This is a genomic window from Vibrio mangrovi (assembly GCF_024346955.1).
GTDB lineage: Bacteria > Pseudomonadota > Gammaproteobacteria > Enterobacterales > Vibrionaceae > Vibrio > Vibrio mangrovi.
The window spans coordinates 1,136,739-1,162,785 of the sequence record NZ_AP024884.1; the positions used below are offsets into that span (position 1 = coordinate 1,136,739).

The following is a 26,047-nucleotide window of genomic DNA, read 5'->3' on the forward strand; positions in this document are numbered from 1 at the left end:
TTGTTGGCAAATTAATCTCTGTCGGCGAGTTCATCGGTGAAAAATTTTTCCACAATAATCGATAAGTGTTCATCAGCGTAAAACGTGATGAATTCGCGACAACGTAGTCGGATTCGTTCCAGTTGTTCATAAGCTCCGGAGCAGGCAAACCCATACTTCGCTTCAACCCGCTCGCTGGCTATCTTTAACGCCTTCTCACACTGGTGAAGAAAAACTTCAGGCGTATAGGCAATACCCGGTTCGAGATACTCCTTGATCACACTTGAAGGCGAATAACAAATTTCCGTTCCTCCTTTTGGCCACTTCACTGCAAATTTTGTTACCGGCATAGCGCATACTCCTTCTCTGGGGGAAAATTCCAGAATGTTTCCTGCTCGAAATCCCAGAAAGTTGCATGCTGTGTTCCATAACCCACCGTGACCTGGGCTGTCTCATTGACAGTTCCTATCACGCTGACAGAAATTCCCCGTTTCTGAAAAAGTGCGGTAATTTCAGGAATGCATTCATGTTCACAGCTAATCAGATAGCCAAAGCTGGGGAAAGTCAGCAGCCAGTCGGCCAATGACACGTCCCGTGGCCGGGTAATTTCTGCCAGTTGAATGTCTGCTCCCCGGCCGGAACAACTCATAAGCATCAGAACCGTTCCCAACAGGCCGGCCTGACTGATGTCTTTGCATCCGGTAACACCATCGATCCGGGCTAGTTGTGGAAATAATGCCAAATTTTCTCTCAACTGTCCTTTCGGGGCCGTAGTCGCCGCGTTCCAGTTTAAAAATGGCGCCATGTACTGGCCTCTCAGATCAACAACGGCAAGTAACGCATTCCCCGGCTGCACATCGAAACTGGTCATCAGCGTCGTCGCCCGGCCAAGTACCGCAACCGACAGCTGATTATAGGGTGTATGGTGGCAGGTATGACCGCCAACGACATCAACCTCATAGGCACGGGCTGCATCTAAAATACCATGCTGAAGACGTTGAATATCCTGAGAGTTTTTACCCCAAACGGCATTCACAACTGCTGTCGGCGTTCCGCCCATCGCCGCAATATCACTCAAATTAACCATGACTGAACACCAGCCGGCAAACCAGGGATCATGCTCGACAAATTCCGGAATAAAACCCTCAATCGCCAGCAAGTCATAACCATTACCATGGGGAATGACTGCCGTATCGTCCCCATTCGGATACCCCCAGCGGTTGACAGGTTCGAACCGGTCAAAGACATGACTCAACTGCCGCTTACCTTCAATTCCTGTAGCCTGCCGGACTTGCTTTATTAAACACTCAAGCATAGCTTTCTTCTCCCACCCAGCACCGGGATAACTGATTTAAGACTTTGGTATCCACACGCAGCGACCTTCCCTCGACCCAGAAACCATCCTCCATACCGGAGAGTATCGGGTAATAAGACAGATCTGCTGACATCGCAACATGGGGTTTCCCAAACGCGGAGCAAGATTGAGTCGCTATCCAGTTTAATTTCCGGAACAGTTTTTCGTTGCGTTTCTGTACGGTGGCATAAAAAGCATCACATCCCAATGTCACTGCGCTTCTGACCGCAAGTTCAATCAACGCAGCCCCCAGAACGCCTTCACGCCGGAAGGCTTTATCGACAGCCAGCCTTGATCCATACCAGATACGCTCCGAGATCCGGTGAATCCGGACTGTCCCGACAACCTTCTCCGGCATACCGGCAATATGAGTAACTGCAACCAATGTATATGCTTCACCGTCATGCTCATCGAAGTCATGACCATCAAACATTTCCTGTTCAATACAGAAAACAGCATTACGAATACGATGAGCCTGTGTCAGCTCCCAATCGGAAGTTGCCCATTTCACCTGAAAATGATGATTCTCTCTAATCACATTCATCAATCAGCTCCTCCTCATACTCAGAAAGAGAAGAACAGGCTCCGCATTTAACACATCCTGCTTTTGTTCCGGCAGAGCGCATCTCTGCATCAATCAACATCCGTGACAGTGGCCGTAATACTGAGGCCATAAACTCAGATGATGGAGCAGGATGATCTTCCAGTGGTGTGCCTCTGATCGGAACAAACGGAACAACAAAGGGATACACGCCGATGTCTATCAACTCTGCACTGAATTCAAGGATCGTTTCCCGGGAGTCACCCAATCCGGCCAATATATAAGTACTTACCTGCCCCCGGCCAAAAACACGGACGGCAGCCCGATAAGCTTTCAGATAGTATTCAACCGGTATCTCCGCTTTACCGGGAGTGATTTTCTGCCGGACAGAAGGCGTGATCACTTCCAGATGCATGCCGAGTGAATCAATTCCAGCATCTTTCATTTTCTGAAACCACGAGAAATCATCCGGAGGCTCACACTGCCCCTGAACGGGAATATCAACCACATGTTTAATTGCCAGTGCGCTCTCACATATGGCCCGGGCACCTCTGTCACTGTGGTTCGGCGTACCGGTTGTCATCACAACATGTTTGATACCATCCAGTTCAACAGCTGCCTGTACAACTTCCGCCAACTGCTCCGGTGCTTTACGATTGATCGTCCTGCCCGCATACAACGACTGACCAATAGAACAGAACTGACATGCCTTTCTGCGGTTTTCATAACGAATGCAGGTTTGAATCACCGTCGTTGCCAATACATCAGTACTGTGTAATGTTGCAATATGGCTGAACGGCACACCTTCAGCGGTCACCCGATCATAAAATGCCGGTTTAGCGGTCAGCTGAACTTCCGTGACCGGAATCAGTTCACCACTGATCTCATTGTTTTTCAGTAACATATCACCAGACAAGGTGTACTTCGATTCCCATGCGGTCTGGGTGAATGTCGGAATCATCAGTGTTCTGCCACTAAACTGCATGGCCTGATGATCAGACGGTCCGGCACCACCTTTCCGGCTGACCACTTGCTGCCGGGTTCCCATTAATCTGACACCCTGTGTCTGAATCTCTGTGAGTAGGTCGGCGTCAACAGAAAGATTGTCATTCATTAATTGATTCCTCCCGGGACTGATTCCTGTGGCTCCGGAGATTCACGCAACCCGGCCATTGGCGAAATATATTGTGAGACTTCCCGGTTGATTTTCAGGCTCAGTAACTCCGGACGGGCATAATGTCCGACGGAGTCCATCATTCGTTTACGCTTATCGATCAGTGAAAAATCCAGATCGGCAATAAGCAAACCTTCACCTTCCACAATCGGTGGTACAAGATGCTTTCCCTCCGGAGAGACAATTGCGGTATGACATCCGCCTCTGAACCTTTTTTGCAACTCAGGATCTGTCGTGATCCGGGCTATCTGTTCTTCGGTCAGCCAACCGGTTGAATTAACCACAAAACAGCCGGATTCAAGTGCATGATGACGGATAGTAACATCCATTTGCTCCGCAAAAACCGGGCCGACAAGTGAACCGGGAAACTGAGAGCAGTGAATCTGTTCATGCTGTGTCATTAAACAGTAACGGGCCAGAGGATTGTAGTGTTCCCAGCAGGCCAGAGCACCAATACGCCCTTTAGCTGTTTCAACGACTTTGAGCCCGGAAGCATCCCCTTGTCCCCAAATCATACGTTCATGATAAGTAGGGGTAATTTTTCTGCGCTTAAGAACCAGTTCCCCTTCATCATTAAAAATAAGTTGGGTATTAAACAGTGTTCCATACGCTCTTTCATTCACTCCCACAACGACAACCATGTGATGCTCTTTCGCTTTATCTGCGATTGCTTGCGTCGTCTTCCCGGGAACATGAACTGCCTGTTCATATAGTCTGAGGTGTGCTTTCCCCTGTTTTGCCGGCGCTTCAATGAAAGAGAAATAAGGGTAATACGGTAAAAACGTTTCGGGAAATACGATCAATTCAACGCCCTGCTCTGCAGCCTGATCGATCATCTTCAATACTTTTGAGAGTGTGCCGTCCAGACTCTCTAAATCCGGAGAAATCTGAACGGCAGCAGCCCGTACAATTTTCTTATGCATACTGCCGCCTCCCAAGACTATAATGTCCAGGTATCGAGAATCACCGCATTATCGCGGAGATGAAGTAATTTCAGATCCATCACATCAAGTGGATTAATTGGTGTAATACCTTCGATCAGTGAAGGCTCTCCATGACCATAGAGCGCTTGCAGCGCAAAGCGGCAGGCGTAAACTTTACCGCCTTCCGCCATGAATTTTTTAAGCTGATTCGCGTAATTCTGATGCCCGGGAAATGCTTCATCGCCGAGCGTTGGAAAGCCTCTCTGGATTCCCAGCGTGACACCTGGTCCATACAGCAGGATCGATGTCTCAAATCCTTTCCGCTGTAGCCGGGTTGCCTGAAGCATATTCACCAGACCAATCGAACCTTCAAAAGCGACCGTATGAAATGTTACCAATGCTTTCTGACCCGGCTTCGCCTTCACGTCTTCAAATACTTTCTCTTCATAATCAACAAAGAAGTCACCATCTTTATGCAATGGGGTTTCTACTTTTGGCATTTACTTTATCTCCGAATTATTCTTATTTAAGCAACTGAAATCGTCAGCCCCGGAGAAACACCTGCAGTAGCAATGCCAATAATCACCGTCCAAAAAGCAATCAATATGCGATAAAGCAATTCATTGCATAATTAAAATTTCTTAAAACTGAATTTTTTAGCGCAATCAGTCATATATATCAGCCCACAAACGTAAGCAGCATTGCACCAATATAAGACAAAACTCACCAATATAGTGCAAACCTACCCATATAAGTGTGGAGTTATACTGTTGAATTGTGAGTGATATAGCTCAGTGAACAACCGGTTTCAATACGATTAAGTATCAGATTCATAACTTAATCATCTCATTTGATTGAATCATATCGCAGTAACCAAACTCATTTGAAAGAGAGCTTGCCCTACTAAGCAAGATCATATAATCAACAAAAGTGAAACGCCATGGAAACAATTTGTAACATCACCAAAATGGTGCATCGCCTATGTACAAGAACAGAACGAGACAATGGCAAATAAGCCTATCCCAAAGAGGCAAGTATCCGGCATATAAACTGATTGCCGATTTGATCGCACAAGATATAGAAACGGGCAAACTTTCTCCCAATGACAAAATTCCTCCCATGAGAGATCTGGCAGCAGCGCTGCATATCAACTATTCAACAGCAGCCAGAGCGTATACCGAAGCGAAAAAAAGAGGCCTGATAGAAACGGTGACGGGGTCAGGAACTTTCATCCGGGGCAAACTTAAATCGATGAAACAACCACTGGCTACTTATGAGCTGATGATGAATATGGTGATTGAACCGGCCATTCCTACTCTCGTTGATGAAATCAAAGATGTCGCTCTGTCCAGTATCGCAATGAATGATTTTTATTCATTAATGCGTTATCAAAGTTACGGCGGCAATGATGAGTCAATCGATATTATGACCTCATTAATTCAACGACGGATTCCTGATGCAGACAGAAACAGAGTCATTACAACCCAGGGGATACACACTTCTATTACAGCCCTGCTGACCATGCTTTGCGAGCAGAATCAGGTATTGTGCGTCGATAGCCTCAGTTATCCGGGAATCAAAACCGTTGCTGCTCAGTTGGGAAAAACCCTGTTTGCTCTGGACCGGGATAAAAACGGACCAACGGCAATTTCTTTCGAAAATGCCTGTCAGTCTCACTCGGTTGCCGCACTTTATTTGAATCCAACCATGCATAATCCCACCTGTACCACGATTCCGAGAAGCAGAAGGGAAGCTTTATGCGACATCGCTATTCGGTATAACATCCCGATCATAGAAGACGACAGCTATGGCCTGCTTTCAGAGAGTACTGTTCCGCCGCTGGCATATTATGCGCCTGAATTAACCTACTATCTCGGTGGCTTTTCTAAATGTCTGGGGCCGGGATTACGAGTCGGCTACATGCTCTGCCCTTCACAAAGAAAAAAGGAACAGGTAATAGGCGCAATGCATTCATTAAATATTATGGGCTCACCGCTCATCCATAAACTGCTTTCCGACTGGATATCAGCCGGGACACTTGATCGGATGATCCAAGCCATTCGTACAGAGGCGGCGGCAAGAAGAAATGCGGTCTACCAAATCTTGCATGGTTATGATTTAAGGATGGAACTAAATGCTTTCCATTTCTGGCTGAATTTACCAAAGCCCTTCAATAAGACCCCAGTTGAATTTGCAGAAGAGTTACGCCAATTGGAAATCAGTGCTGTCGCCAGCAGTGCATTCTCAACCGATAATAATCCGCCAGATGCGCTCAGAGTGTGTATCGGCGGCCCGATTAGCCGGGTGGATATGAAAGAAAACATGAAAACACTCAAAGAAAAATTGGTTCTTCTGGGCTATCCATCAACTGCCTCCGGGTATCGTCAACAATATACCCGGTAATTTCCCGGAAGATACCAAGGCATAATATCTTCGTACCTGACGACAACATCTGAAATCAACTCACAGCACACTGGCTTCTATCTCCAATTTGGTCACATCTTCATTATTATATTTATACGTTTATTTATTGAATTCTCTTTTCACGCGAGATGACTCACATATGAAAGTCCAGACTCTGGACATGAAATCGATTTTACAAAGAATCGAGTATATATCGTCACGAAAAGGAATGGCTATGTTTAAATTATCACCTTGTCTCATTACCGTTGCCACAGCATTGACATTCAATGCTCATGCAACTTCAGTAAAATGGATTCAGTCTGGCTGGGATACAAATACCAACAGCATTGTAAACTGGCAGCAAAATAAAGCACCTGCGGTTTTAAAGAAAGATAATACCGATTATCGAGTCATAAAAATCGACACATCCAACCCTTTACAGACCATTGACGGCTTCGGTGGTGCATTTAATGAAAAAGGCTGGGATGCGATGTCCGGAATAAAAGCAGCAGAAAGAGAGAAGATCATTAAAAATCTGTTTACGGAAGATGGACTGAATTTTACTCTGGGCAGAATTCCCATTGGAGCAAATGATTATTCAATGGATTACTACTCACTCGATGATGTTCCCGGAGATTACGAATTAAAGCATTTCTCAATGGACAGAGAACACAAATATCTGCTGCCATACCTGAAATCAGCGATGAAATATAAACCGAATCTGCATGTCTTTGCTTCTCCGTGGACACCGCCCGCATGGATGAAAGCCAATCATTTCTATGGCTGTAAGGGCTCTGAGGAAAATGCCCATTTAATATGGAATGAAAAGACTCAAACCGCTTATGCAAAGTACCTGTCTAAATTTGCAACTGCATATCAGGATGAAGGCATTCACCTGGAACAAATCCACTTACAGAATGAACCTGCCGCATGTCAGGATTTCCCTTCCAGTGTGTGGACAGGCCCGGAGATGCGTGATTTTTTACGAGACTATCTCGTACCCCAATTTGAAAAAGATAATCAGAGCGCATCGATTTGGCTAGGAACAATTAATCATGGCGATTATATGGCATATGCAGAGCCGGTTCTGAACGATCCCAAACTGAAAGGAAAAATTGCGGGGGTCGGATATCAATGGGATGGGAAATATGCAATTGCAGAAACACATAAAAGACATCCAGATATTAAACTCATGCAAACAGAATCAGAATGTGGTGATGGAAAAAATGATATTTCTGCGGGATTATATACTTTTAGCTTAATCAAAAAATATCTCGCCGGAGGGGCAAATTCCTATGTTTACTGGAATATGGTGCTGGATTCATCAGGAAACAGTACCTGGGGCTGGAAACAAAATTCACTGATCAGTATCGATCGCAGACAGGGTGGAAAACCAAGCTATAACTTCGAATACTATGTCTTAAAACACTTCAGCAATTTAATTAAACCCGGCGCTCAGTTATTAAGTTATGATCTCGATGAGGATACACTGATTTTTGAGAATCCGGATCAGTCAATCATCATTGTTTCAGCAAACCCCAGCTTTTCTGAAAAAGAAATGACTTATACGCTCAAGGACCAGATGTTTAAAGCCAAATTACCGATGATGACCGTGAACAGTTTTGTTGTTCAATAAGCGTCTATCGTTCATAACTAATATTGAATGCCTGTACTTCTACAGGCATTTATATACCCAAATGACCTTGGTAACTTACCTATGAACAGGCCGGAAATAAAGATACTTCAGCTAACTGTTTTGTATGTGCATCCTTGAGATACCAGTCATTAAATACGAGTTCTACTCTGTTGACCGTATGAATACCAAAATCAAACTCGCGGTAATCTTTCAAGAATCTGAACAACATATCAGGATCACGCAATGGTGCTTTAAATCTGACGACTGTTGAGTGTGCTGTCGCGATGTTATACCTTGAATCCCGGCTGGCATGTAGGTGGGACTGACCAAATGCAGCTCTCAGCTTCTCTCTTAAATCTGACAACATTTCATCAGGCATAAAACCTTGTAAAAGTATGCAGCTGGGAGAGGCTGTAATCCCCTTAAACTGAATATCAAATGAGCCGATGCCCCGGACTGCTTCCTTAAAAATTTCAGCGTAATCCTGCCCTTCACTTTCGGACAAATGATAATTTTCAAAACAGGTAATAATAGTCAGAATCGTTAAATGTAAATCCGATAGCGGTTGATAATACTGCTCAGGCTCTAAGGATTTTATCTTCTGTAGAAAGTTTGATATTTCGTTTACCAATGATGTGCTGTTACGCAAATATGATAGTGTTGTCATCCCCCTGCGACTATCATGTGGATTATCAATCAGAGGATCGGTCTGATACTGACCTGTTTTGACAACCTGTTCAAAATTACGCCACATTGTATCGTAAATACGCTTCTCTTCTCCCATTTGGCCTATTCCTTCCCGAACACATTATTTTCCTGTTCCTGAACCCGGATAAATGTGGTGCGCTTGGTCAGCTCTTTCAGATTAGCTGCACCAACGTAGGTACAGGTTGAACGTACACCGCCGAGAATATCCTGAATTGTGTCTTCAACACTGCCGCGGTAAGGTAATAAAACGGTCTTGCCTTCGGCAGCCCGGTACTGAGCCACACCACCGGCATATTTGTCCATCGCACTCTTTGACGACATTCCGTAGAAATTCACATAGCTTTCGCCATCTTTCACAACAATGTCACCACCGGATTCTTTGTGTCCGGCCAGCATTCCGCCCAGCATGACGAAATCAGCACCACCGCCGAAAGCTTTCGAGACATCGCCGGGGCAGGTGCAGCCACCATCACCGATAATCTGACCACCCAATCCGTGTGCAGCATCGGCACATTCAATAATGGCCGATAATTGCGGATAACCGACACCGGTTTTTACCCGGGTTGTACAGACCGATCCCGGCCCAATACCAACTTTTACGATATCCGCACCGGCAATGATCAGTTCTTCAGTCATATCTCCGGTTACAACATTACCGGCGACAATCACTTTGTCCGGCAGAGCCCTGCGGACCCGTTCAACAAACTCAACCAGATGTTCCGAATACCCATTGGCGATATCAATACAGACAAACATCAGATCTTCACTCAAAGCCAGAATTGCCTGCATCTTAGTAAAGTCAGCATCCGATGTCCCGGTTGAAACCATGACATGCTTTAATGTCGCGGATTCTGCCCCTTGCACAAAATCTTTCCAGTCTTGCAGGGAATAATGTTTGTGAATCGCCGTAATCACATCATATTTTGCCAGAGCCTGAGCCATGCCGAAGCTTCCGACAGAATCCATATTGGCAGCAATGACGGGAACACCGTGCCATTGACGGCCACTATGCTTGAAGGTAAACTCGCGGGTTAAATTAACTTGGGAACGACTTTTCAGGGTAGAACGTTTCGGCCGAAACAGCACATCCTTAAAACCCAACTTTAGTTCTTGTTCGATACGCATTCATATTTTCCTCAATTGATTCACCTTGTGTCTCAATTTCGCAGTGCGATGATTCTGACGTTGGCAGACGTCGGTCTCTTAATTATCGGACACAAAAAAACCGGAGCGTTGGCAGACGCTCCGGTTTTCAGCATTATAGACATCACTTAATTTCCTGCAAGACTGATATTCCACATTTTTTTATGCTACTATCTGAAAACTTGCATATCTGATAAAACCATAGAAGCTTATTTTTTTCTTTCTATTATCAATAAGTTAATAAACTCAAACTGCTTACTCTGGATCTCCGTTTGTGTTTCTGCTGCATCATTACATTGATCACATCAACTTTTGTGCTCTCTGCACAAAAAACTACAAAATTGAACGATGGCAGCAGCAAGCAGTGTTCACATTTGCTACAGTTAGGAGACGCTGGCGGGTTTTCTCCTCTCTATAACTGACTCTCTGTAACCGACGCCTCACAACAAGATAAATACTAAGAATAATCTCAGGGAACGCATGGAGTGCAAGATGGAATCAACCATTTCTCTGATCATTGCAGTGTTACTTCTATTATGTGCGGCTCCCGTTCAGGCTCTTGCCGGGCCTGATTCACATCATTTCTATCAAAGCTCCGGTATTGCCAAACTCAATCACAATAGCAGTTCTGACGAAACCTGGGTCACTCAGTATGGTTATAACTATAATCTAACCTCAAACATTGGATTTGATTTGGGTTATGCCAAAAATCCGGATGATCTGGGACAGTTCACCTCAGTGTCATCACAACACCCTCATCAGCCAACGCTGCATTATCAGGAAATTTTTGGCGGAGCAAGAATTCAGCACACAGTGTTCGATGTTGCATGGATATATGCCAAAGGCGGATTAAGTTTAACCCGTGCCGGCGATAATCCGGCAATCACGACCTCACTGCCTGATATAGAGACAAAGAATATTGCACCTTATTTTACTCTGGGCGCCACAATCCCATCAGGCATTGCCACAGGATTCGAATTAAACTTTGAAATCTCTTATCAGGAGCCAGAGCAGGATGTAACGGCAAGCCCGGTGTTCCTGCTGGGAACACACTATCGGTTTTGAAATACACTATCGGTTTTAAAATACACTTATCGTTTTTGAAACACACTACCGGTTTTGATTTGATGAACAAACACTGGTCAATTGTTTACTAATTTACGTAAATGGGGCAGCAAATCACTGGCAAGCAATCCCCGTTCTCCAAATGATTCCGTATTCTGATCCGCTGCCATACTATGGACTAAAACACCCAGTTGTGTGGCTTCAACCAACGGCAGTCCCTGTGCGATAAATGAAGTAATTACCCCGGTCAGGACATCGCCCATGCCTGCACTAGCCATTCCCGGATTCCCAGCCATGCACACAGAAATTTGCTGTCCGTCATAAACCAGCGTTCCCGCCCCTTTCAGTACCACAACACCACCATACTGACGGTGAAGAGCCTGAATACTGGCATACCGATCCGCTTCTACTTCCTCCACGGTCGTCTGCAACAACTGAGCAGCTTCCGCCGGATGAGGAGTAATCACCCGCAGCGGATCCTGATTCGGATGCCGCATCAGAAAATACAAACCATCAGCATCAACCACTTTCGGTTTCTTAACAGACTGAACTGCCTGATAGATTTTGTAGGATTCATCACTGCGTCCCAGCCCCGGTCCGACAGCCAGAACATCACACCATTCAAGACGCCGTTCAATAGCATCTTCTTTATTCCAGCAAGCGCTCATCACTTCCGGGGCGCTCACCAGCAAAGGTGTCACATTATAAGGATGACACAAAACGGCTGTCATACCGGCTCCGCATCTGGCAGCAGCCATCGCCGTCAGAATAATTGCACCACCCATGCCTTCATTACCACCGATCAATAATGCTTTACCGTGTGTCCCTTTATGGGAAGTCGCGCTACGTTTCGGTAGCATCTGACCCGGCATTTTCGTATGAATTGCAGTAACTGTCGGATGATTCTGCTGATCGAAAGCATCTTCAACGCCCAAACCAGCGAAATGGAGCTCTCCCACATATTCACGGGCTTTTCCGGTCACTAATCCCTGTTTCAGACCAATAAAACTGACCGTATGTTTTGCAATAATCGCATCACCAAGCACACTGCCGGTATCGCCACACAAACCAGAAGGAATATCCACCGCAATCACCGGCTTCATACTTTGGTTCAGTGTTTCAATTAAAGAGAGCATTCCCGGCCGGACTGTTCCACGAAGTCCGGTTCCCAGCAATGCGTCAATGACAACATCAACACTATCCGGTACGCGATCCTGTGGTTCTGAGACAATACCACCGTGATTTTGCCAGTGCTCGTACGCCATTCTTGCATCGCCGGTCAACGCTTCAGGATCACCGACCTGCCAGACCGTTACATACAATCCGATCGATTTAGCCAGACTCGCAACAATATAACCATCGCCGCCATTATTGCCGCCACCGCAGCAAATCAGCCAATGCTCAGAACTGGGATATTGAGCCATACCAATGGCAAAAACAGCCTGTCCGGCACGTTCCATCAGACTGTACATTTCCAGTCCTTTGGCATCAGCAGCTTTCTGCTCACCAACACGGACCTGCTGGGTCGAATAAAATACATTCGTCATCGTCATGGGAGAACTTCTTTATCTTTTTAATTCATCAAACATCGGAAACGGGAGAACTTAACATTCGCACCGCAGGGAAATCAGCGCCTCCGCCGTCGCATCCTGAATCGAAAGAAAGACTGACTTCACCTCACCGGTCGGCGTTCTCATCGGATTGAGTGTGATATTCTGATACATAAACTCGGCCTGCTGAGTCACCGGACGAACATTACGACATTTGAACAGATAAGGCCGTTGCTGCCAGGTGATAAAACTACGACAACCCAAATTGTAAACAGGTTTAGTTTTTAATCTGAACCAGTCCTGAGGAATTTCAGGAAAAACGTCAAACAGAGAACGGCCAATCACTTCATGTGGCTGTTTTCCACTATGGTGAGTCATAAAACCGTTCCATACCTGAACTTTATAATCCTTATCAATCACGATAAGTCCGAGATCAACATTCTGAACCATGTCCACCATCCAGTGGAACTGTTCAAACTCTGCAGGAAGACTCATAACTAAAACTCCTCCATAAGATAAGCCAGCTTGTTATCCAGAAGAGGCAAAGACTCATCGACAAACATAAACAGCAAATCGCAGCGAATCGATGTTCCTTCAATGTTGTAGCTTACCTCAAAGGTCATCGTTTTCTGAAACGAACCGGCAGTTGAGCGAATCACCGATTCAATGGGGATATGTTGTCCCAGTAATACCGGGGAACTCTGGAAAAAACGGATTTCCGCCTGTTCACCGAGCCCGTTCAGGAAGGAACCGACCAGAATGTTCGATACATCCATTAAAAGTTCCAGTTCTTCCAGATCTTCACTTTCTGCCGGAACCTGCATTAAACGTTTCAGATCGGAGACACTTGAATCACTTAACAGGACTAAGGCTTCCCCGGCAATCCCTTCACCACTGAATCCCTGACAAACACCGGAAACCTGATCATTCTCCGCCAGTTCCCGCAGAGCCATATGGAGCTCGCTGACTTCAAAGATATTCACATTTGGTAGTGGTAATTCGACAAAAACATCAAAATAACGCGCTAAGGCATCCGCAGCCCGCCCAATGGAAACGTTGGCAACTTCCATATAGATATCCCGGCGCTTGATAACCGGGTACTCGATTCTTTCCGGAATCACAACTTTCGGTTGTGTCGGTGGTTCCACCAGTTCACTGAGTACTTCTTTCAGCGCATCAGCTGCAATCGGCTTTTGGATAAAAGCTTTGGCTCCCATTCCGAGAACCCGTTCCTGAGCCTTTGGCTGAATATCACCGGAAACAACCACCACAGGCGTTGTATAAGCTGCCTGATTCATGGCTTCTAACGTACCAAAACCATCCAGCTCCGGCATGGTTAAATCCAGAAACATCAACTGAAACTGTTGCTTCTTTAACTGCTCCAGTGCATCAAGACCATGAACAGCAAAGTTAACCTCTGCATTCAGGGAGGTTGGCAACGATCTCGCAATCTGTTTTCTCGCTAGTGCTGAGTCATCACATATTAATACTGAAAACGACATAACCGGCCTTACCCTTGTCTTTCCTAATTAAAAGTGTATACGGAAATTCAACATCTACAGGCGCAAAGCGATAAAGAACAACCAAATCTTTATTATTTTTGTGACCTTACAACGATGCCTATGGATGCTTATGCTGTAGGCCATAACGTCAGAATGACGATCCGAAGTAATACAGCCACAACAATCAATGCAACCCCGAAACGATATCGGCGATATTCTTCAATCGTCATTGGAATTCGTTTAAAGAACATTGTAGCAACGCCTCGCCAATCCTGACTTCTTCTGCCATAACGGATCATACTCATCAGAATCAGGAGGATTCCCAGTATCAGGATTGCCTTTTCCAGCCAAAAGAGCGTCACAACCATGTTGAACTCCATGTGGGATATTTGAAAGGTAGAAAAACCATAAGATGGACAGCGATATATTCTGCATCCTTCACAAAATATAGCCTATTGATAAAAACTGTCATTACACCATGTGTAAGCAAGAATGAAGAAGCCCTATACAAAAACGACGTTATGCAGCTTTTGGATAGGACTCCTGCCCCTGATGTTTTGCTTTACGCTGAAAGCTACCTTTGCCTTTTTTCGGTTTTTCGACTCTCATCTTAAACACTGGACTGGTCACAAGCGCTTTGAGGGCGTTATCAGTCACTGTGCCACGTTGAATCTCAACGTCACCAGAGACGGATTGGCGTTTTTCTTTCTTCATACAAGAACCTTTCATTTAAGTTGGTCAATAAAAACGCAACGAATTCTCCTCCATTATGTTGGTATGTCAATCAATTAGATGTAAAAAAATATATTTTATGATTTTGGCAAAAATAATAATGTAACAATGAAAACAGATTCTCACTAAACTCTAAAACGATCATAAATATCAGGCACATTAAAGTTTAGCCGCAATATTTGATTGACAACCCCTAAGATTACTCTACACTCACATGAGGCTAGGAAGCAGTTCTTTGTTTACCATAACGTCTTGTTGGATTTTGTAACTCCCCAGTCGTTCTGTACACAATAGCAATCTACTTTTCCACGCTAGAATCGCCGTTTATCGGCTTAGTTTTACTTTGATTTACCAGGAATATATTATGTCTAACACAGTGACTGGCACTGTAAAGTGGTTCAACGAAACTAAAGGTTTTGGTTTCATCCAACAAGAAAATGGTCCCGACGTTTTTGCTCACTTCAGCGCGATTCAAGGCGACGGTTTCCGTACCCTAGCTGAAGGTCAAACTGTTGAGTTTGTGATCTCTCAAGGACAGAAAGGCCCTCAAGCTGAAAACATCAAAGTCCTATAATATAACAATATAGGCAAGAATCTTTAAAAATAGCCAGCGTTGTTTGCTGGCTAATTTTTTGCCTCCGGAAAAGTAAATTTTCATTCTTCCGGTATATCACCGTGACCCAGAGCAGCCAGACAACTCCGGCTGTAGTGCAATCCAGGGGTTTCCGGGAATCACACTTCTCATCCGGCTATTTTCCCTCTAGAATGGTTTAAAAAATTCCCGTAGCCTTATGCAAAATTTTCCGATCACGACCCTGTCCACACTGGCAGAAATGACTATCGATCTTGCCAGCGGCCTGAATGATGAGAATCGATTTAACCGTTTACTGGAAACGATCCGCAAAATTATTCCCTGTGACTGTGTCGCACTGATGTCCCGTCAGGGGAATACATTGATCCCTCTGGCAATGCAGGGACTTACCAAAGATACCCTTGGCCGGCGATTTATCATTGATGACCATCCCCGGTTTCAGGAAATTTGCAGCTCCCGTCAGGCTGTGCGGTTTGACACTGACTGCACACTTCCCGATCCATTTGACGGCTTACTGCTTCACCATGACGGTGATGTTCCTATCCATTCCTGCATGGGACTTCCTCTGATTTTTGATGAAAAACTACTGGGTGTTCTCACTCTGGACAGCCTGAAAACCGGTGTCTTTACCCATATACCAACACGTCATCTGGAAGTGCTTTCAGCAATCGCTGCTTCAACCCTGAAAATGGCACTGACATTTTCTCAGTTAGAAATGCAGGCCCGCCAGTCACAGCAACGTCTGGAAGAGTTGAATGAAGATGGCTGGGAAAGAGACCGGGGAGATTTGATTGGTGCAAGCAGTGTGATGCAATCGATGAATGCTGACATTGAGGTTGTGGCTTCATCTAACTTTAATATTCTGATTTTCGGGGAAACCGGGGTCGGCAAAGAGCTGGTTGCCAGACGAATACATCATTTGTCAGCCAGAAAACGTCAGCCTCTCATATATGTGAACTGTGCTGCTATTCCTGAAAACCTGATAGAGAGTGAGCTGTTCGGACACGTGAAAGGAGCTTTCACCGGGGCAGACAGAAACCGGCTTGGTAAATTTGCACTGGCACACGAAGGGACACTCTTTCTTGATGAAATCGGAGAACTTCCGCTTGCAGCCCAGAGCAAGCTGCTCAGGGCATTACAGAATAATGAAATTCAACCGGTCGGACAGGACAGCATCCAGAATATTGACGTACGTGTTCTTGCCGCAACAAACCGCGATTTAAAACAAGAAGTTGAAGCAGGTCGCTTCCGGGCTGATTTATATCACCGTCTGAGTGTTTACCCAATTCATGTTCCGCCTCTCCGGGAACGTGAAGGTGATGTCAGTCTGCTAGCCGGTTACTTTCTCGAACAAGCCAGAAGAAAACTGGGCATGACTCATCTGAAACTGGCACAGGATGTACTGGACTATCTGGTGCAATACAACTGGCCTGGGAATGTCCGGGAAATGGAACACGTGATCAACAGAGCCGCTCTGAAGGCCAAAGCCAGTCAGCGCCAACAAGCACTGATTACCATCAGACTGACTGATATCGGCATTTTAGAAAGCGTGTTACCGGACAACTCTTCAGATATGCCGGATAATACGAATATAACGACAACACCTTCCCATATCTCCGTCAATGACGGGCTCAGGCAGGCAACGGATGATTTTCAGCGCCAACTGGTGAAAGAAGCATTGGTTCAGTCAGACTATAACTGGGCTCAGGCCGGAAGGTTGCTTCAGGTTGACCGGGCCAATCTGACCCGGTTAGCCAAAAGACTGGGTATACAGGTGAGAAAAATTCACAAACTGGAAATGTAGTTACTCAAGATGCAGGATTCAGAGCACCTTCAGGCTGCTGGTTTTCACTCGGCCGGTTGATGAATAGCCTTTCATACTCCGCCATAAAATCTGCCCGAATCAGCTGTTCAAGTTCATGTGCCCGTTCAGTCGGGCAGAAAATCATCACATGAACTTTCTGTTCTCCGGTCGGCATACTGCCAATGTAAACCACGGGGTCGGCTCCGGGCAAATCAACACCAGCATGTTTCTCGATCATAAGGTTATAGCGACGCGCAACTTCAATGAAATGCTCAAAGTGAACTTCCATTCTCTTCCGGAACGAAGGAAGCAAGGTATACAAATTAACAAATTCCGGCACGATAATCTCAAAATTATGAAACACATAACGCTTCATAAAATTCAGGTTTTTGACGGGATATGTAAAAAACATGCTATTGGGTAAGGTGGCGGTTTTCCCCGTGTAGTGATATCGCCCTCCGGCTAAATCAATTTCCTGAATAACCGTTGCCATCATATTGTGCTCAATCACTTCACCACATAGGGAACCAACCTCAATCCAGTCTCCGATACGGAAAGAGCGGGAACTGGCTCGTTGGATCGAACCGGTAAAACACAAAATGATTTCTTTAGATGCTACAACAATCGCAACAGCAATTGCGGTTACAGACAACGCAAACTCATTGATTTCCTCTTTCCACAAAAAGAAACCAATAATCAGCAGCATGGCAAACGTGCCGTTTTTGGTCTGTGACATCCACTTACGCTGCTTCTCGGTAATAAATGCACCATCCCCACGAATCAGAGCCAGAGTGCTCCGACGAACAAGCAAAGTGAAGATAATAATAATGACACTAAACAGTAGTTTGTGGGACAACAGATAATCCAGCACGTTGTTGACATATTCCATGCTTTTCTCTCACAGCCAAAAATCACAAAACGGAGTTCATTTTCAGAAACTCCTTATGCATATCCCAAATAACCAACAAGATAGGTAGACCTGATCCTGTACCTTGAGGTTACTTGGGTATATATAATGTCTGCAAGTTTATCTGAGTTTTTTCATGATGTAGAGATATAAACACCAAAGAACTGATAAATCATAGTGATGCTACACTCTGGACTATGCTGTTCAACGATAAGCCAGTGCTGTCTTTTCAGCAATTCGCACTATAACTTTCACTGCCTGCTCCATGCCCTCAATCGTCACAAACTCATGAATTCCATGAAAATTATAACCACCGGTAAATAAATTAGGGCAAGGTAATCCCTTGAAAGATAGTTGCGCACCGTCCGTTCCTCCCCGGATCGGTTTGATCTTTGGTTCAATCCCCACATCGATCATCGCAGCTTTGGCAATCTCAACAACATGCGGATTTGATTCGATCACATGCCTCATATTCGAGTAGCCATCCGTAATGACAACTTCAATCCGCCCCTTATGCAACTGATGGTTTAGCGTATCAGCCATATCCTGAATAACCGCTTTTCTACGCGCCAATCCCTGCTGATCAAAATCACGCAACAGATAAATCAATTCACTCCGGGAAATCCCCATATTCGCAGATGATAGATGGTAAAAACCTTCATAACCTTCGGTATTTTCCGGTGTTTCATCCTCCGGAATCATCATCTGAAACCGAGCGGCAATATTCATTGCATTGACCAGTTTATCTTTTGCCGTTCCGGTATGAACAGATACGCCATAACAGATAATCTGGGCCGTCGCGGCATTGAAATTCTCATACTCCAGTTCGCCAACAGGGCCACCGTCAACCGTGTATGCCCACTGAGCTCCGAATTTTTCAACATCAAACAGATCTGCGCCACGACCGATTTCTTCATCGGGAGTAAAAGCAACACAGATTTCACCATGGGGAATATCCGGATGCTCAATCAGCACCTTCATAGCAGTCACAATTTCCGCAATACCGGCTTTATCATCAGCTCCCAGTAACGTATTTCCATCAGTCGTAATTAAATTATATCCGTGCAGCTGATGTAGTTCCTGATACTGAATCGGAGACAACACTTCATCACCCCGGCCCAGCGCAATATCACCACCCTGATAATTTTCAACAATCTGAGGAACAATTTTCTTGCCCGGAGCATCAGGAGAAGTATCCATATGGGCAATGAATCCGATAGGTGGTATATCACCATCAACGTTTGCCGGCAGCTTCGCCATGACATAGCCATGAGGATCGAATGTGACATCACTGAGCCCAATTTCTGTCAGCTCCTCATATAATGCCTGTGCCAGTTTCTTCTGCCCCGGCGTACTGGGACAACGATTCCGGTATGGATTGGATTGTGTATCAATCGATACATAATGCAGAAAGCGATCTATCAGACTTTCCATAACATAACTCTCACAGGTTAAATAACAGACACCCCAAGTGTTTCCATCGGATATGGAGCCTTTCATACTAGGGTGCTCTGCCCGGCAAGATGTTGTTGTAAATCAGTTTTTGCGCATTCAATACCATGAATATCTTCAATACCCGACCTAACTCAAAATTTGTTCGGGTATAAACATGGTCTCGGGAGAGAAGAAAGTTGAAATTATGCAGATAAAACAGATGGTTAAATGAGAGGCGACAAATACCTGACAAATAAATTTGCCGGATTATAAATCCTCAACTATGGTTAAAGTAACTCAAAGTTCCCTTCGCTTAACACATAAACGCGCCATTTATGCCTCTCGTGGTTTTATCGCCCGAGAGGTATTTTTCTTTACTTGTTTATTGTTCATTCACGACTTCTCCCGGATTCGGGTCATGAATCAAAAGGGAACAAATCACCATAGTCTGCTCCCTTTTCCAGTTATCAGATATTTCTAATATTGCATGTAAACAACCTGAGTACTCAGATATTCATAAAGCCCATGTTTACCATCAGCGCCACCAATACCTGATTTACGCACCCCGGCATGGAAACCCTGCATTGCTTCAAAGTTTTCCCGGTTAATATAAGTCTCACCAAATTCAAGCATCTTAACCGCCCGGATCGCTTTCGACAGATCTTTGGTATAAATCGATGAAGTCAATCCGTATTCGCAGTCATTGGCATAACCAATGGCTTCATCAAGCGAATCAACGATCTGGATCGGTAAAACCGGCCCAAATGTTTCCTGCCGCATAATGTCCATCGACATATCACAGTTACTCAGCACCGTTGGCAAATAGTAATGTCCGACGGGCATATCGGCGACCGTACCGCCACACTCAAGTTTTGCTCCCTGATCCAACGCTTTGTGAACGCTGTCCCGTACTTTCTCCAGCCCCTGACGGTTAATCAGTGGCCCCATTTCAATGTCAGAGTCAACAAGCGGATTACCGATTCTGGTATCTTTCATAGCCTGCGTAATCCGGGCAATAAACTCATCCGCAATCTCACGCTGAACATAGACACGCTCTGCACAGTTACACACCTGCCCTGAATTAATCACTCTGGAGTCACGAATCGCTTTAACCGCCAGATCCAGATCTGCATCATTAAGTACAATCGCCGGTGCTTTACCGCCCAGCTCCAGATTCAGTTTTGTGATGTGTGGTGCAGCAGCAGCCATAATGTTTTCACCGGTTTTAACACTCCCGGTAAAGCTGATCATATCGACTTTCTCACTTTTACTCAGTGCTGCGCCCACACTTCCATTTCCAGAAACAACATTAAATACTCCGGGAGGCAAATCAGTCTCAGCGACCAGTCTGGCAAACTCAAAACAGTTATTCGGCGTTTCCTCACTCGGTTTGATCACAATAGTATTGCCTGTCACCAGCGCTGGTGCCATCTTCCGCGCAATGAGGAAAAACGGAAAGTTCCAGGGCAGAATTCCGGCCACAACACCAATCGGTTTACGAAAAAGAAAGATGTTCTCATCCTGTCTGTCACTGGTAATGATCTCACCTTCGATCCGTCGTGCCCATTCAGCCATATAGTCGATATAATCCGCAGTAAAGTTGACTTCGACTTCAGCAAGAGCCAGCGTTTTCCCCTGCTCGCGGCTAATCGTTTTTGCCAGATGCTCCACATTCTCACGAATTTTTCCGGCAATCGCTCTCAGATATTTAGCCCGTTCGATAGCAGGTTTTGTTGCCCAGACCTGCTTGGCCTGAGTTGCGGCATCCAGTGCAGACTGAATATCAGCCTCACCTGATGAAGGAATCGTCGATATAAGTTCTTCCGTCGCTGGATTATAAACACTGATCCTTTCGACACATGGCGTAAATTGACCATTAATATAATTATCATAATTAACTATGCTGACTTCCATTTTCGACCTCGATGTTATTAAGCGTATTATTATAAAATTTATTATTTAATCTGATATCAGTTAGCATTCCAAAAATATTTCTACTGAGATAACAAAATACAACTAACAAAAACAAAACCAGTTCGCAACATTTTTACATCATTACTGATTTTATTTTCAAATGAAAATAAAAAACATTTATCAAATATCTTTAAAATATATTGATAACCAATTGAAATATTAGAACTTCAACTAATGACCATTCCCTAAAATAATTTATCCCCATTTTGCCCGGAATTAACCCATATCAGAAATTCCGGGCAATATTTTCAGTCAGAGATCATGTGCAGACAGTCCACAAAATGCCCGATTAACTATTATTTAACCAAAATCGGGCATCAGAGCAGGCATTACCGGTCAAATGTAACAATTTTGTGAACAATGTCGATTCTATTTCGGATGAAATAAATTATGTTACTTTCCGGTTAAGGAGCTAATTTATGCGAAGAAAACAGATCGTTGATATAGTAAACAACAATAGTCAGGTATCAGTTATTCAATTAGCTCAGGAATTTTCAGTTTCGGTTGAAACAATTCGCAGAGATTTAAAATTTTTGGATAAACAGGGGTTAATTGTTCGTATTCATGGTGGAGCAACCAGCAAGACATGTCGTGATATAGGTAAGTCTTTTGACTATCGTGCTAAAAATAATATTCACGAAAAACAAATGTTGGTTGAATATGCATTAGAATATATTGAAGCAGGAATGATTATTGGCTTAGATGCTAGCTCTTCCAGCTGGTTATTAGCTCAGGCAATTCCAAACATTCAGTGTACCATCGTAACCAACTGTACATATGTAATATCAGCACTCAGTCATAAAAACAATATTAATATTGTCGGAGTCGGTGGTAGTTACTCTGAAAAATATAAATCTTTTTATGGCATCATTGCCAGAAATACACTGGAAAAGATTGCACTGGACGTGTGTTTTATCTCATGTGTCGGTGTAGACTTTGACACTGGAATCTGGGACTCCAATGAATACAATTACGATATCAAACAAAGCCTGATACGTTCTTCAAAGAAAACCATTCTTATTGCGGATAAAAGCAAGCTGCATAAACGCAGTTTATTAAAAATATGCGACATCAATACGCTGGCTTGTCTGATCACCAATGCAGAACTCAATCAGCAAGAGAAAGAACATCTGCAATCATCTGGCGTCGGCTTTTCCGGCAACACTCTTCCTCAACCGGTTTCTGAAGGTGTGGAATAAGGTAACAGCATATAGCTATCATGCCCGGGAACCTCAATTGTCAACATATCCGACTGACAGAGGAAGAATCGTCCCGATAACATATCCTGCATCGGGCAAGGCCAGTGAAGTGATAGCACCTTCGGTGATCCGGACTTATTAAGCACAACCAGGCCTCGGTCACCACGGGAAAACACCAGACAATCTTTTTCACTGACCAGCATCTGCATTGGCAATCCATGCAACCGGTTGTGGAAGTCTATCCGGGCTGACATTGCTTCAGCCTGCCATGCATTTTCCCAGCGGGGAAACCCCATCTGATTAGTCATACCACTTGAATCCAGATCAGAATAGACGAGTGGAACACCGCCATCCCGTCCCAGAATATACGAGTAGGCCAGAGCTTCGGCCCACTCTTCCATCACCTGTCCCCGGAATATATCATTATTGGGTATATCATGGGTGATAGAGAAAGTAATCGCCCTTTCCGGAGAAAGAGCCTGCCCGAACCAGTATGGATTAACCAGAGAAGTCAGATCGCCCTGTGGGCTCATTGCATTATAGATAGTCTGAAACAACGGAAAATCATACGCAGCCAAATGAGTCTCCTGAAGATAAGGCTGCAAAAAGATCTGATATTCTTCGTGGCTTGCTCCACCATCAGTAATAATCTCACCAAAAATATGTACATCATGAGTCAACTCTTCAGTCCAGACCTGCTTCAGATGTTCAAGGGTCATATGTTTGGCTGCATCGATCCGGAATCCTTTGACACCCAGCGACTTCATGACCTGAACATATTGTTGCTGCTGTTGCACCACATGAGGATTAGCAACCAGCGTCGGTAACCCCTGATCGTGCGGTCCTCCGGTAATCCGGCCATTCTGAACCTCCCAGGGATCATTCCAGTCCCGGATGCCGAACGCATCAACAAAATCTTCTTCATGGAAAAGCGGCTGACTCAAATCGCCAAAAAGCCGCATTTCCTGATAATAATGTTCATCCTGTTGGTACTGTGCTAACACTTCATGACTCGGATATTGTAAGTCCAGACGCTGTTTGGACTCATTGGCCATATGGTTGAATACTACATCGATATAAACCCAGATATCCTGTTCAGCCAATGTTGCCACCATCCGTCTGAATTCATGCGTATCACCTAACTGGTTTTCAATAACCCGGTAATCCTGAGGCTGGTAGCGCTGCCACCATAATGTTCCCTGCTCTGACATGGCTGATTTCATCGGCGGAGAAACCAACACAGCCCGATAACCACACCGGGCAATCCGGACTGCCCGCTCAGCAATCAACCGATACGGCCAGTCGAAAGCATGTAAAATTACATCCGTTGACTGAGTATCCATCATTATTTCACATCCTTTGTCTGTCCTGATACCGCTCCACCGGGAAGCTCCTGAGACAGCGAAAGCATCATCATCGCTTATTGAATCATACACACATCACAAAAAAATTACCATTTTGCAACATTTTCATATCTTCTTGTTAAGTAGATAACTCGCTTTGAATGCATAACCATCGGTATACTGGAGGTCATCGGTAAGATTTCAGGAGGCTCAATGAAGAAGCTGCGTATCGACATTTTATCGGATATGGTCTGTCCCTGGTGTTTGATCGGCTATGCGCGTCTGGAGCAAGTTCTCAGACAGCTCGAAGTGGAGCAACATCTTCAGGCCGAGATTCACTGGCATCCTTTTGAACTGAATCCAACGCTACCGGCGGGTGGTGAAATGCTGAATCAGCACCTACAGAAAAAGTACAAAATGACCGTGAAACAGCGAAAACAAAGCCAGCAGAAGTTAACCGAGCTTGGCAATGAACTGGGAATCAATTTTCAGTTTACGCCGGAAATGCGTATCTACAATACGCGTAAAGCACACCAGTTGATGATGTGGGCGGCCCGCAGCCAACAACAGACTTCATTTCAGAAAGCACTTTTTCTTGCCTACTTTCAGGAAGGAAAAGTTATGGACGACACTGACGTACTACTGGATATTGCTGAAGCTCAGGGACTGGATCGCAGAGATTGCAGACGGGTACTCGCTGATCCGGGATGGTCTTCTGCTGTTGCCCAGACAGAGCAACAGTGGCTGGATGCCGGAATACAGGCCGTACCGGCCATGATTATCGAACAAAATATTCTGCTGTGCGGTGCCCAGCCAATGGCTGAGCTCCACGATACACTCGACGGGCTGATTGAATCCCTCCCGCCACTACATTAGTTCATTCAGGCCTGGACAACAGAAGCAAACGCCTGAGCGACCTGCTCAAGGTTATGTTCGTTCAAGCCAGCCAGACACATCCGCCCACTTTCAATCAGATAGATACCATACTGCTTACGCAGGGTTTCTACTCTGTCGACCGAAAAACCGGTATAGCTGAACATGCCTTTTTGCTGAACCAGAAAATCAAAATCCTGTTCCGGGCATAACTGCTGCAAACGTTGATGAAGTTTTTGCCGCATAGCAGCAATCCGCTCACGCATCGTAGCAACTTCAGTCAACCACTGCGCATTCAGCACCTGATCATTGAGGACACGGGAAACCAGTACCGCACCATGTTTGGCCGGACTTGAATAGTTACGCCGGACTGTCGCCTTCAACTGTCCAAGAACATTACCGGCTTCCTGTGCATCATCACAAACAACAGACAACCCACCAACCCGTTCTCCGTAGAGCGAAAAAATCTTTGAGAAAGAGTTACTGACTAAAAACGAAACGGATGTCCGTTCTGCCAGAGTCGTAATTGCATAAGCATCCTGAACTGTATCTTCACCAAATCCCTGATATGCCATATCAAAAAAAGGAATCAACTGCCGGGCTTCAAGGATCTCAATCACCTGATCCCATTGCTCAGGCGTCAAATCAACACCGGTCGGGTTATGGCAACAGGGATGCAGCAACACAATATCTTTTTCCGGCAGTTGTGACAGTGCCTGAATCATGCCACTGAAATCCAGCATCCGGGTTTTTGGATTAAAATATGGGTAGCTCCCGACGGCAAATCCTGCGCCTTCAAAGATCGCATTGTGATTTTCCCAGGTTGGACTACTGACCCATACTTTTGAATCAGGGAAATAACGGTGCAGAAAATCAGCTCCAATCATCAGCGCACCAGAACCACCCAAGGTCTGAATCGTTGCTACCCGCTGCTCACTCAGTACCGGATGTGCCGCACCGAAAACCAGTTTCTGGACAGCCAGGCGGTAAGCTTCAATTCCTTCCATCGGTAAATAAATGCAAGGTTCTTTCTCCGCAGCAAACCACTCCTGTTCTGCCTGCCGGACACTCGGTAATGTCGGAATTTTCCCCGCTTCATCATAATAAAGACCGATACTTAAATTCACTTTTTCAGGGCGATTGTCCGTCATGAACTCTTCCATCAGAGACAGAATCGGATCTCCCGCATAGGGGGTAATATGATGAAACAC

At 45.1% G+C, this 26,047-nt stretch carries 25 protein-coding genes; 7 read left to right on the forward strand and 18 right to left on the reverse strand.

The features are described 5' to 3' along the window. Window positions 1-11 precede the first annotated feature (11 nt). Genes OCU74_RS21130 through OCU74_RS21155 form a run of 6 tightly spaced genes read right to left on the reverse strand, consistent with a single transcriptional unit; the run spans window position 12 to window position 4,471 of the window. Entirely contained in the window at window positions 12-329 is a 318-nt protein-coding gene (locus OCU74_RS21130) for an MSMEG_0570 family nitrogen starvation response protein (RefSeq protein ID WP_087482634.1), read from the reverse strand. Continuing rightward, on the reverse strand, window positions 320-1,294 hold the full coding sequence (locus OCU74_RS21135; protein ID WP_087482635.1) for a sll0787 family AIR synthase-like protein: 975 nt from the start codon (window positions 1,292-1,294) through the stop codon (window positions 320-322). Before OCU74_RS21135 ends, OCU74_RS21130 begins: the two co-directional genes overlap by 10 nt. Then, window positions 1,287-1,877 (reverse strand): MSMEG_0567/Sll0786 family nitrogen starvation N-acetyltransferase, encoded by a 591-nt coding sequence (locus tag OCU74_RS21140; RefSeq protein ID WP_087482636.1) that lies wholly within the window; start codon window positions 1,875-1,877, stop codon window positions 1,287-1,289. Before OCU74_RS21140 ends, OCU74_RS21135 begins: the two co-directional genes overlap by 8 nt. Next, window positions 1,864-2,988, reverse strand: a complete 1,125-nt coding sequence (locus OCU74_RS21145; RefSeq protein ID WP_087482637.1) for an MSMEG_0568 family radical SAM protein — start codon at window positions 2,986-2,988, stop codon at window positions 1,864-1,866. Before OCU74_RS21145 ends, OCU74_RS21140 begins: the two co-directional genes overlap by 14 nt. Next, window positions 2,988-3,971: a Nit6803 family nitrilase gene (locus OCU74_RS21150; protein ID WP_087482638.1), complete on the reverse strand. Its 984-nt coding sequence runs from the start codon at window positions 3,969-3,971 to the stop codon at window positions 2,988-2,990. The genes OCU74_RS21145 and OCU74_RS21150 overlap by 1 nt, the downstream gene beginning before the upstream one ends. Window positions 3,972-3,988: 17 nt before the next feature. Next, window positions 3,989-4,471: an MSMEG_0572/Sll0783 family nitrogen starvation response protein gene (locus tag OCU74_RS21155; protein WP_087482639.1), complete on the reverse strand. Its 483-nt coding sequence runs from the start codon at window positions 4,469-4,471 to the stop codon at window positions 3,989-3,991. A 481-nt stretch (window positions 4,472-4,952) separates the two neighbouring features. Here OCU74_RS21155 and OCU74_RS21160 point away from each other — a divergent pair, with 481 nt between their 5' ends. Together OCU74_RS21160 and OCU74_RS21165 are read left to right on the forward strand one after the other, a co-directional pair. Continuing rightward, window positions 4,953-6,374 (forward strand): aminotransferase-like domain-containing protein, encoded by a 1,422-nt coding sequence (locus OCU74_RS21160; RefSeq protein ID WP_087482640.1) that lies wholly within the window; start codon window positions 4,953-4,955, stop codon window positions 6,372-6,374. A 235-nt stretch (window positions 6,375-6,609) separates the two neighbouring features. Next, entirely contained in the window at window positions 6,610-8,010 is a 1,401-nt protein-coding gene (locus OCU74_RS21165; protein ID WP_159457474.1) for a glycoside hydrolase family 30 protein, read from the forward strand. 79 nt (window positions 8,011-8,089) lie between these two features. Here OCU74_RS21165 and OCU74_RS21170 read toward each other — a convergent pair whose 3' ends face one another. Continuing rightward, the gene (locus OCU74_RS21170; RefSeq protein WP_087482642.1) at window positions 8,090-8,794 is read right to left on the reverse strand and encodes a 2'-5' RNA ligase family protein; all 705 of its coding nucleotides are present in this window, start codon (window positions 8,792-8,794) and stop codon (window positions 8,090-8,092) included. Between the two features lie 5 nt (window positions 8,795-8,799). Then, a complete protein-coding gene (locus OCU74_RS21175) occupies window positions 8,800-9,843 on the reverse strand; it encodes a GMP reductase (RefSeq protein ID WP_087482643.1) in 1,044 nt (347 codons plus the stop codon). A 510-nt stretch (window positions 9,844-10,353) separates the two neighbouring features. On the opposite strand from OCU74_RS21175, the gene OCU74_RS21180 reads away from it, so the two are divergent. Further along, the gene (locus OCU74_RS21180) at window positions 10,354-10,926 is read left to right on the forward strand and encodes an outer membrane beta-barrel protein (RefSeq protein WP_087482644.1); all 573 of its coding nucleotides are present in this window, start codon (window positions 10,354-10,356) and stop codon (window positions 10,924-10,926) included. Window positions 10,927-11,003: 77 nt separating this feature from the next. On the opposite strand, the gene OCU74_RS21185 is transcribed toward OCU74_RS21180, so the two are convergent. The 5 genes from OCU74_RS21185 to OCU74_RS21205 all read right to left on the reverse strand — a co-directional run bounded on the left by OCU74_RS21185 (window position 11,004) and on the right by OCU74_RS21205 (window position 14,692). Beyond that, window positions 11,004-12,479, reverse strand: a complete 1,476-nt coding sequence (locus OCU74_RS21185; RefSeq protein ID WP_087482645.1) for an NAD(P)H-hydrate dehydratase — start codon at window positions 12,477-12,479, stop codon at window positions 11,004-11,006. 51 nt (window positions 12,480-12,530) lie between these two features. Next, a complete protein-coding gene (locus OCU74_RS21190) occupies window positions 12,531-12,971 on the reverse strand; it encodes a PAS domain-containing protein (protein WP_087482646.1) in 441 nt (146 codons plus the stop codon). A 2-nt stretch (window positions 12,972-12,973) separates the two neighbouring features. Further along, entirely contained in the window at window positions 12,974-13,978 is a 1,005-nt protein-coding gene (locus OCU74_RS21195; protein ID WP_087482647.1) for a response regulator, read from the reverse strand. Between the two features lie 128 nt (window positions 13,979-14,106). After that, window positions 14,107-14,346 (reverse strand): hypothetical protein, encoded by a 240-nt coding sequence (locus OCU74_RS21200; protein WP_087482648.1) that lies wholly within the window; start codon window positions 14,344-14,346, stop codon window positions 14,107-14,109. A gap of 151 nt (window positions 14,347-14,497) precedes the next feature. After that, window positions 14,498-14,692 carry an alternative ribosome-rescue factor A gene (locus OCU74_RS21205; RefSeq protein ID WP_087482649.1) on the reverse strand — a complete coding sequence of 65 codons (195 nt, stop codon included), beginning with the start codon at window positions 14,690-14,692 and terminating at the stop codon, window positions 14,498-14,500. 382 nt (window positions 14,693-15,074) lie between these two features. Between OCU74_RS21205 and OCU74_RS21210 the strand changes: the two genes are divergently transcribed. Next, window positions 15,075-15,284, forward strand: coding sequence for a cold-shock protein (locus tag OCU74_RS21210; RefSeq protein ID WP_027694422.1), 210 nt, complete (start codon window positions 15,075-15,077; stop codon window positions 15,282-15,284). A gap of 217 nt (window positions 15,285-15,501) precedes the next feature. Beyond that, window positions 15,502-17,106 (forward strand): nitric oxide reductase transcriptional regulator NorR, encoded by a 1,605-nt coding sequence (gene norR, locus OCU74_RS21215; protein ID WP_087482650.1) that lies wholly within the window; start codon window positions 15,502-15,504, stop codon window positions 17,104-17,106. Between the two features lie 4 nt (window positions 17,107-17,110). On the opposite strand, the gene OCU74_RS21220 is transcribed toward norR, so the two are convergent. From OCU74_RS21220 to aldA, 3 genes are all read right to left on the reverse strand, one after another. Then, a complete protein-coding gene (locus tag OCU74_RS21220; RefSeq protein ID WP_087482651.1) occupies window positions 17,111-17,995 on the reverse strand; it encodes a mechanosensitive ion channel family protein in 885 nt (294 codons plus the stop codon). A 222-nt stretch (window positions 17,996-18,217) separates the two neighbouring features. Next, a complete protein-coding gene (gene pepT, locus OCU74_RS21225) occupies window positions 18,218-19,447 on the reverse strand; it encodes a peptidase T (RefSeq protein WP_087482673.1) in 1,230 nt (409 codons plus the stop codon). Window positions 19,448-19,924: 477 nt separating this feature from the next. Continuing rightward, the gene (gene aldA, locus OCU74_RS21230; protein WP_087482652.1) at window positions 19,925-21,361 is read right to left on the reverse strand and encodes an aldehyde dehydrogenase; all 1,437 of its coding nucleotides are present in this window, start codon (window positions 21,359-21,361) and stop codon (window positions 19,925-19,927) included. Window positions 21,362-21,840: 479 nt separating this feature from the next. Here aldA and OCU74_RS21235 point away from each other — a divergent pair, with 479 nt between their 5' ends. Beyond that, window positions 21,841-22,620, forward strand: coding sequence for a DeoR/GlpR family DNA-binding transcription regulator (locus OCU74_RS21235; RefSeq protein ID WP_087482653.1), 780 nt, complete (start codon window positions 21,841-21,843; stop codon window positions 22,618-22,620). Here the strand turns inward: OCU74_RS21235 and OCU74_RS21240 are convergent. Further along, on the reverse strand, window positions 22,593-23,966 hold the full coding sequence (locus OCU74_RS21240) for an alpha-amylase family protein (protein WP_087482654.1): 1,374 nt from the start codon (window positions 23,964-23,966) through the stop codon (window positions 22,593-22,595). The genes OCU74_RS21235 and OCU74_RS21240 overlap by 28 nt on opposite strands. 210 nt (window positions 23,967-24,176) lie before the next feature. On the opposite strand from OCU74_RS21240, the gene OCU74_RS21245 reads away from it, so the two are divergent. Continuing rightward, window positions 24,177-24,839, forward strand: coding sequence for a DsbA family oxidoreductase (locus OCU74_RS21245; RefSeq protein ID WP_087482655.1), 663 nt, complete (start codon window positions 24,177-24,179; stop codon window positions 24,837-24,839). A gap of 5 nt (window positions 24,840-24,844) precedes the next feature. On the opposite strand, the gene OCU74_RS21250 is transcribed toward OCU74_RS21245, so the two are convergent. Then, window positions 24,845-26,047 (reverse strand): amino acid aminotransferase, encoded by a 1,203-nt coding sequence (locus tag OCU74_RS21250; protein ID WP_087482656.1) that lies wholly within the window; start codon window positions 26,045-26,047, stop codon window positions 24,845-24,847.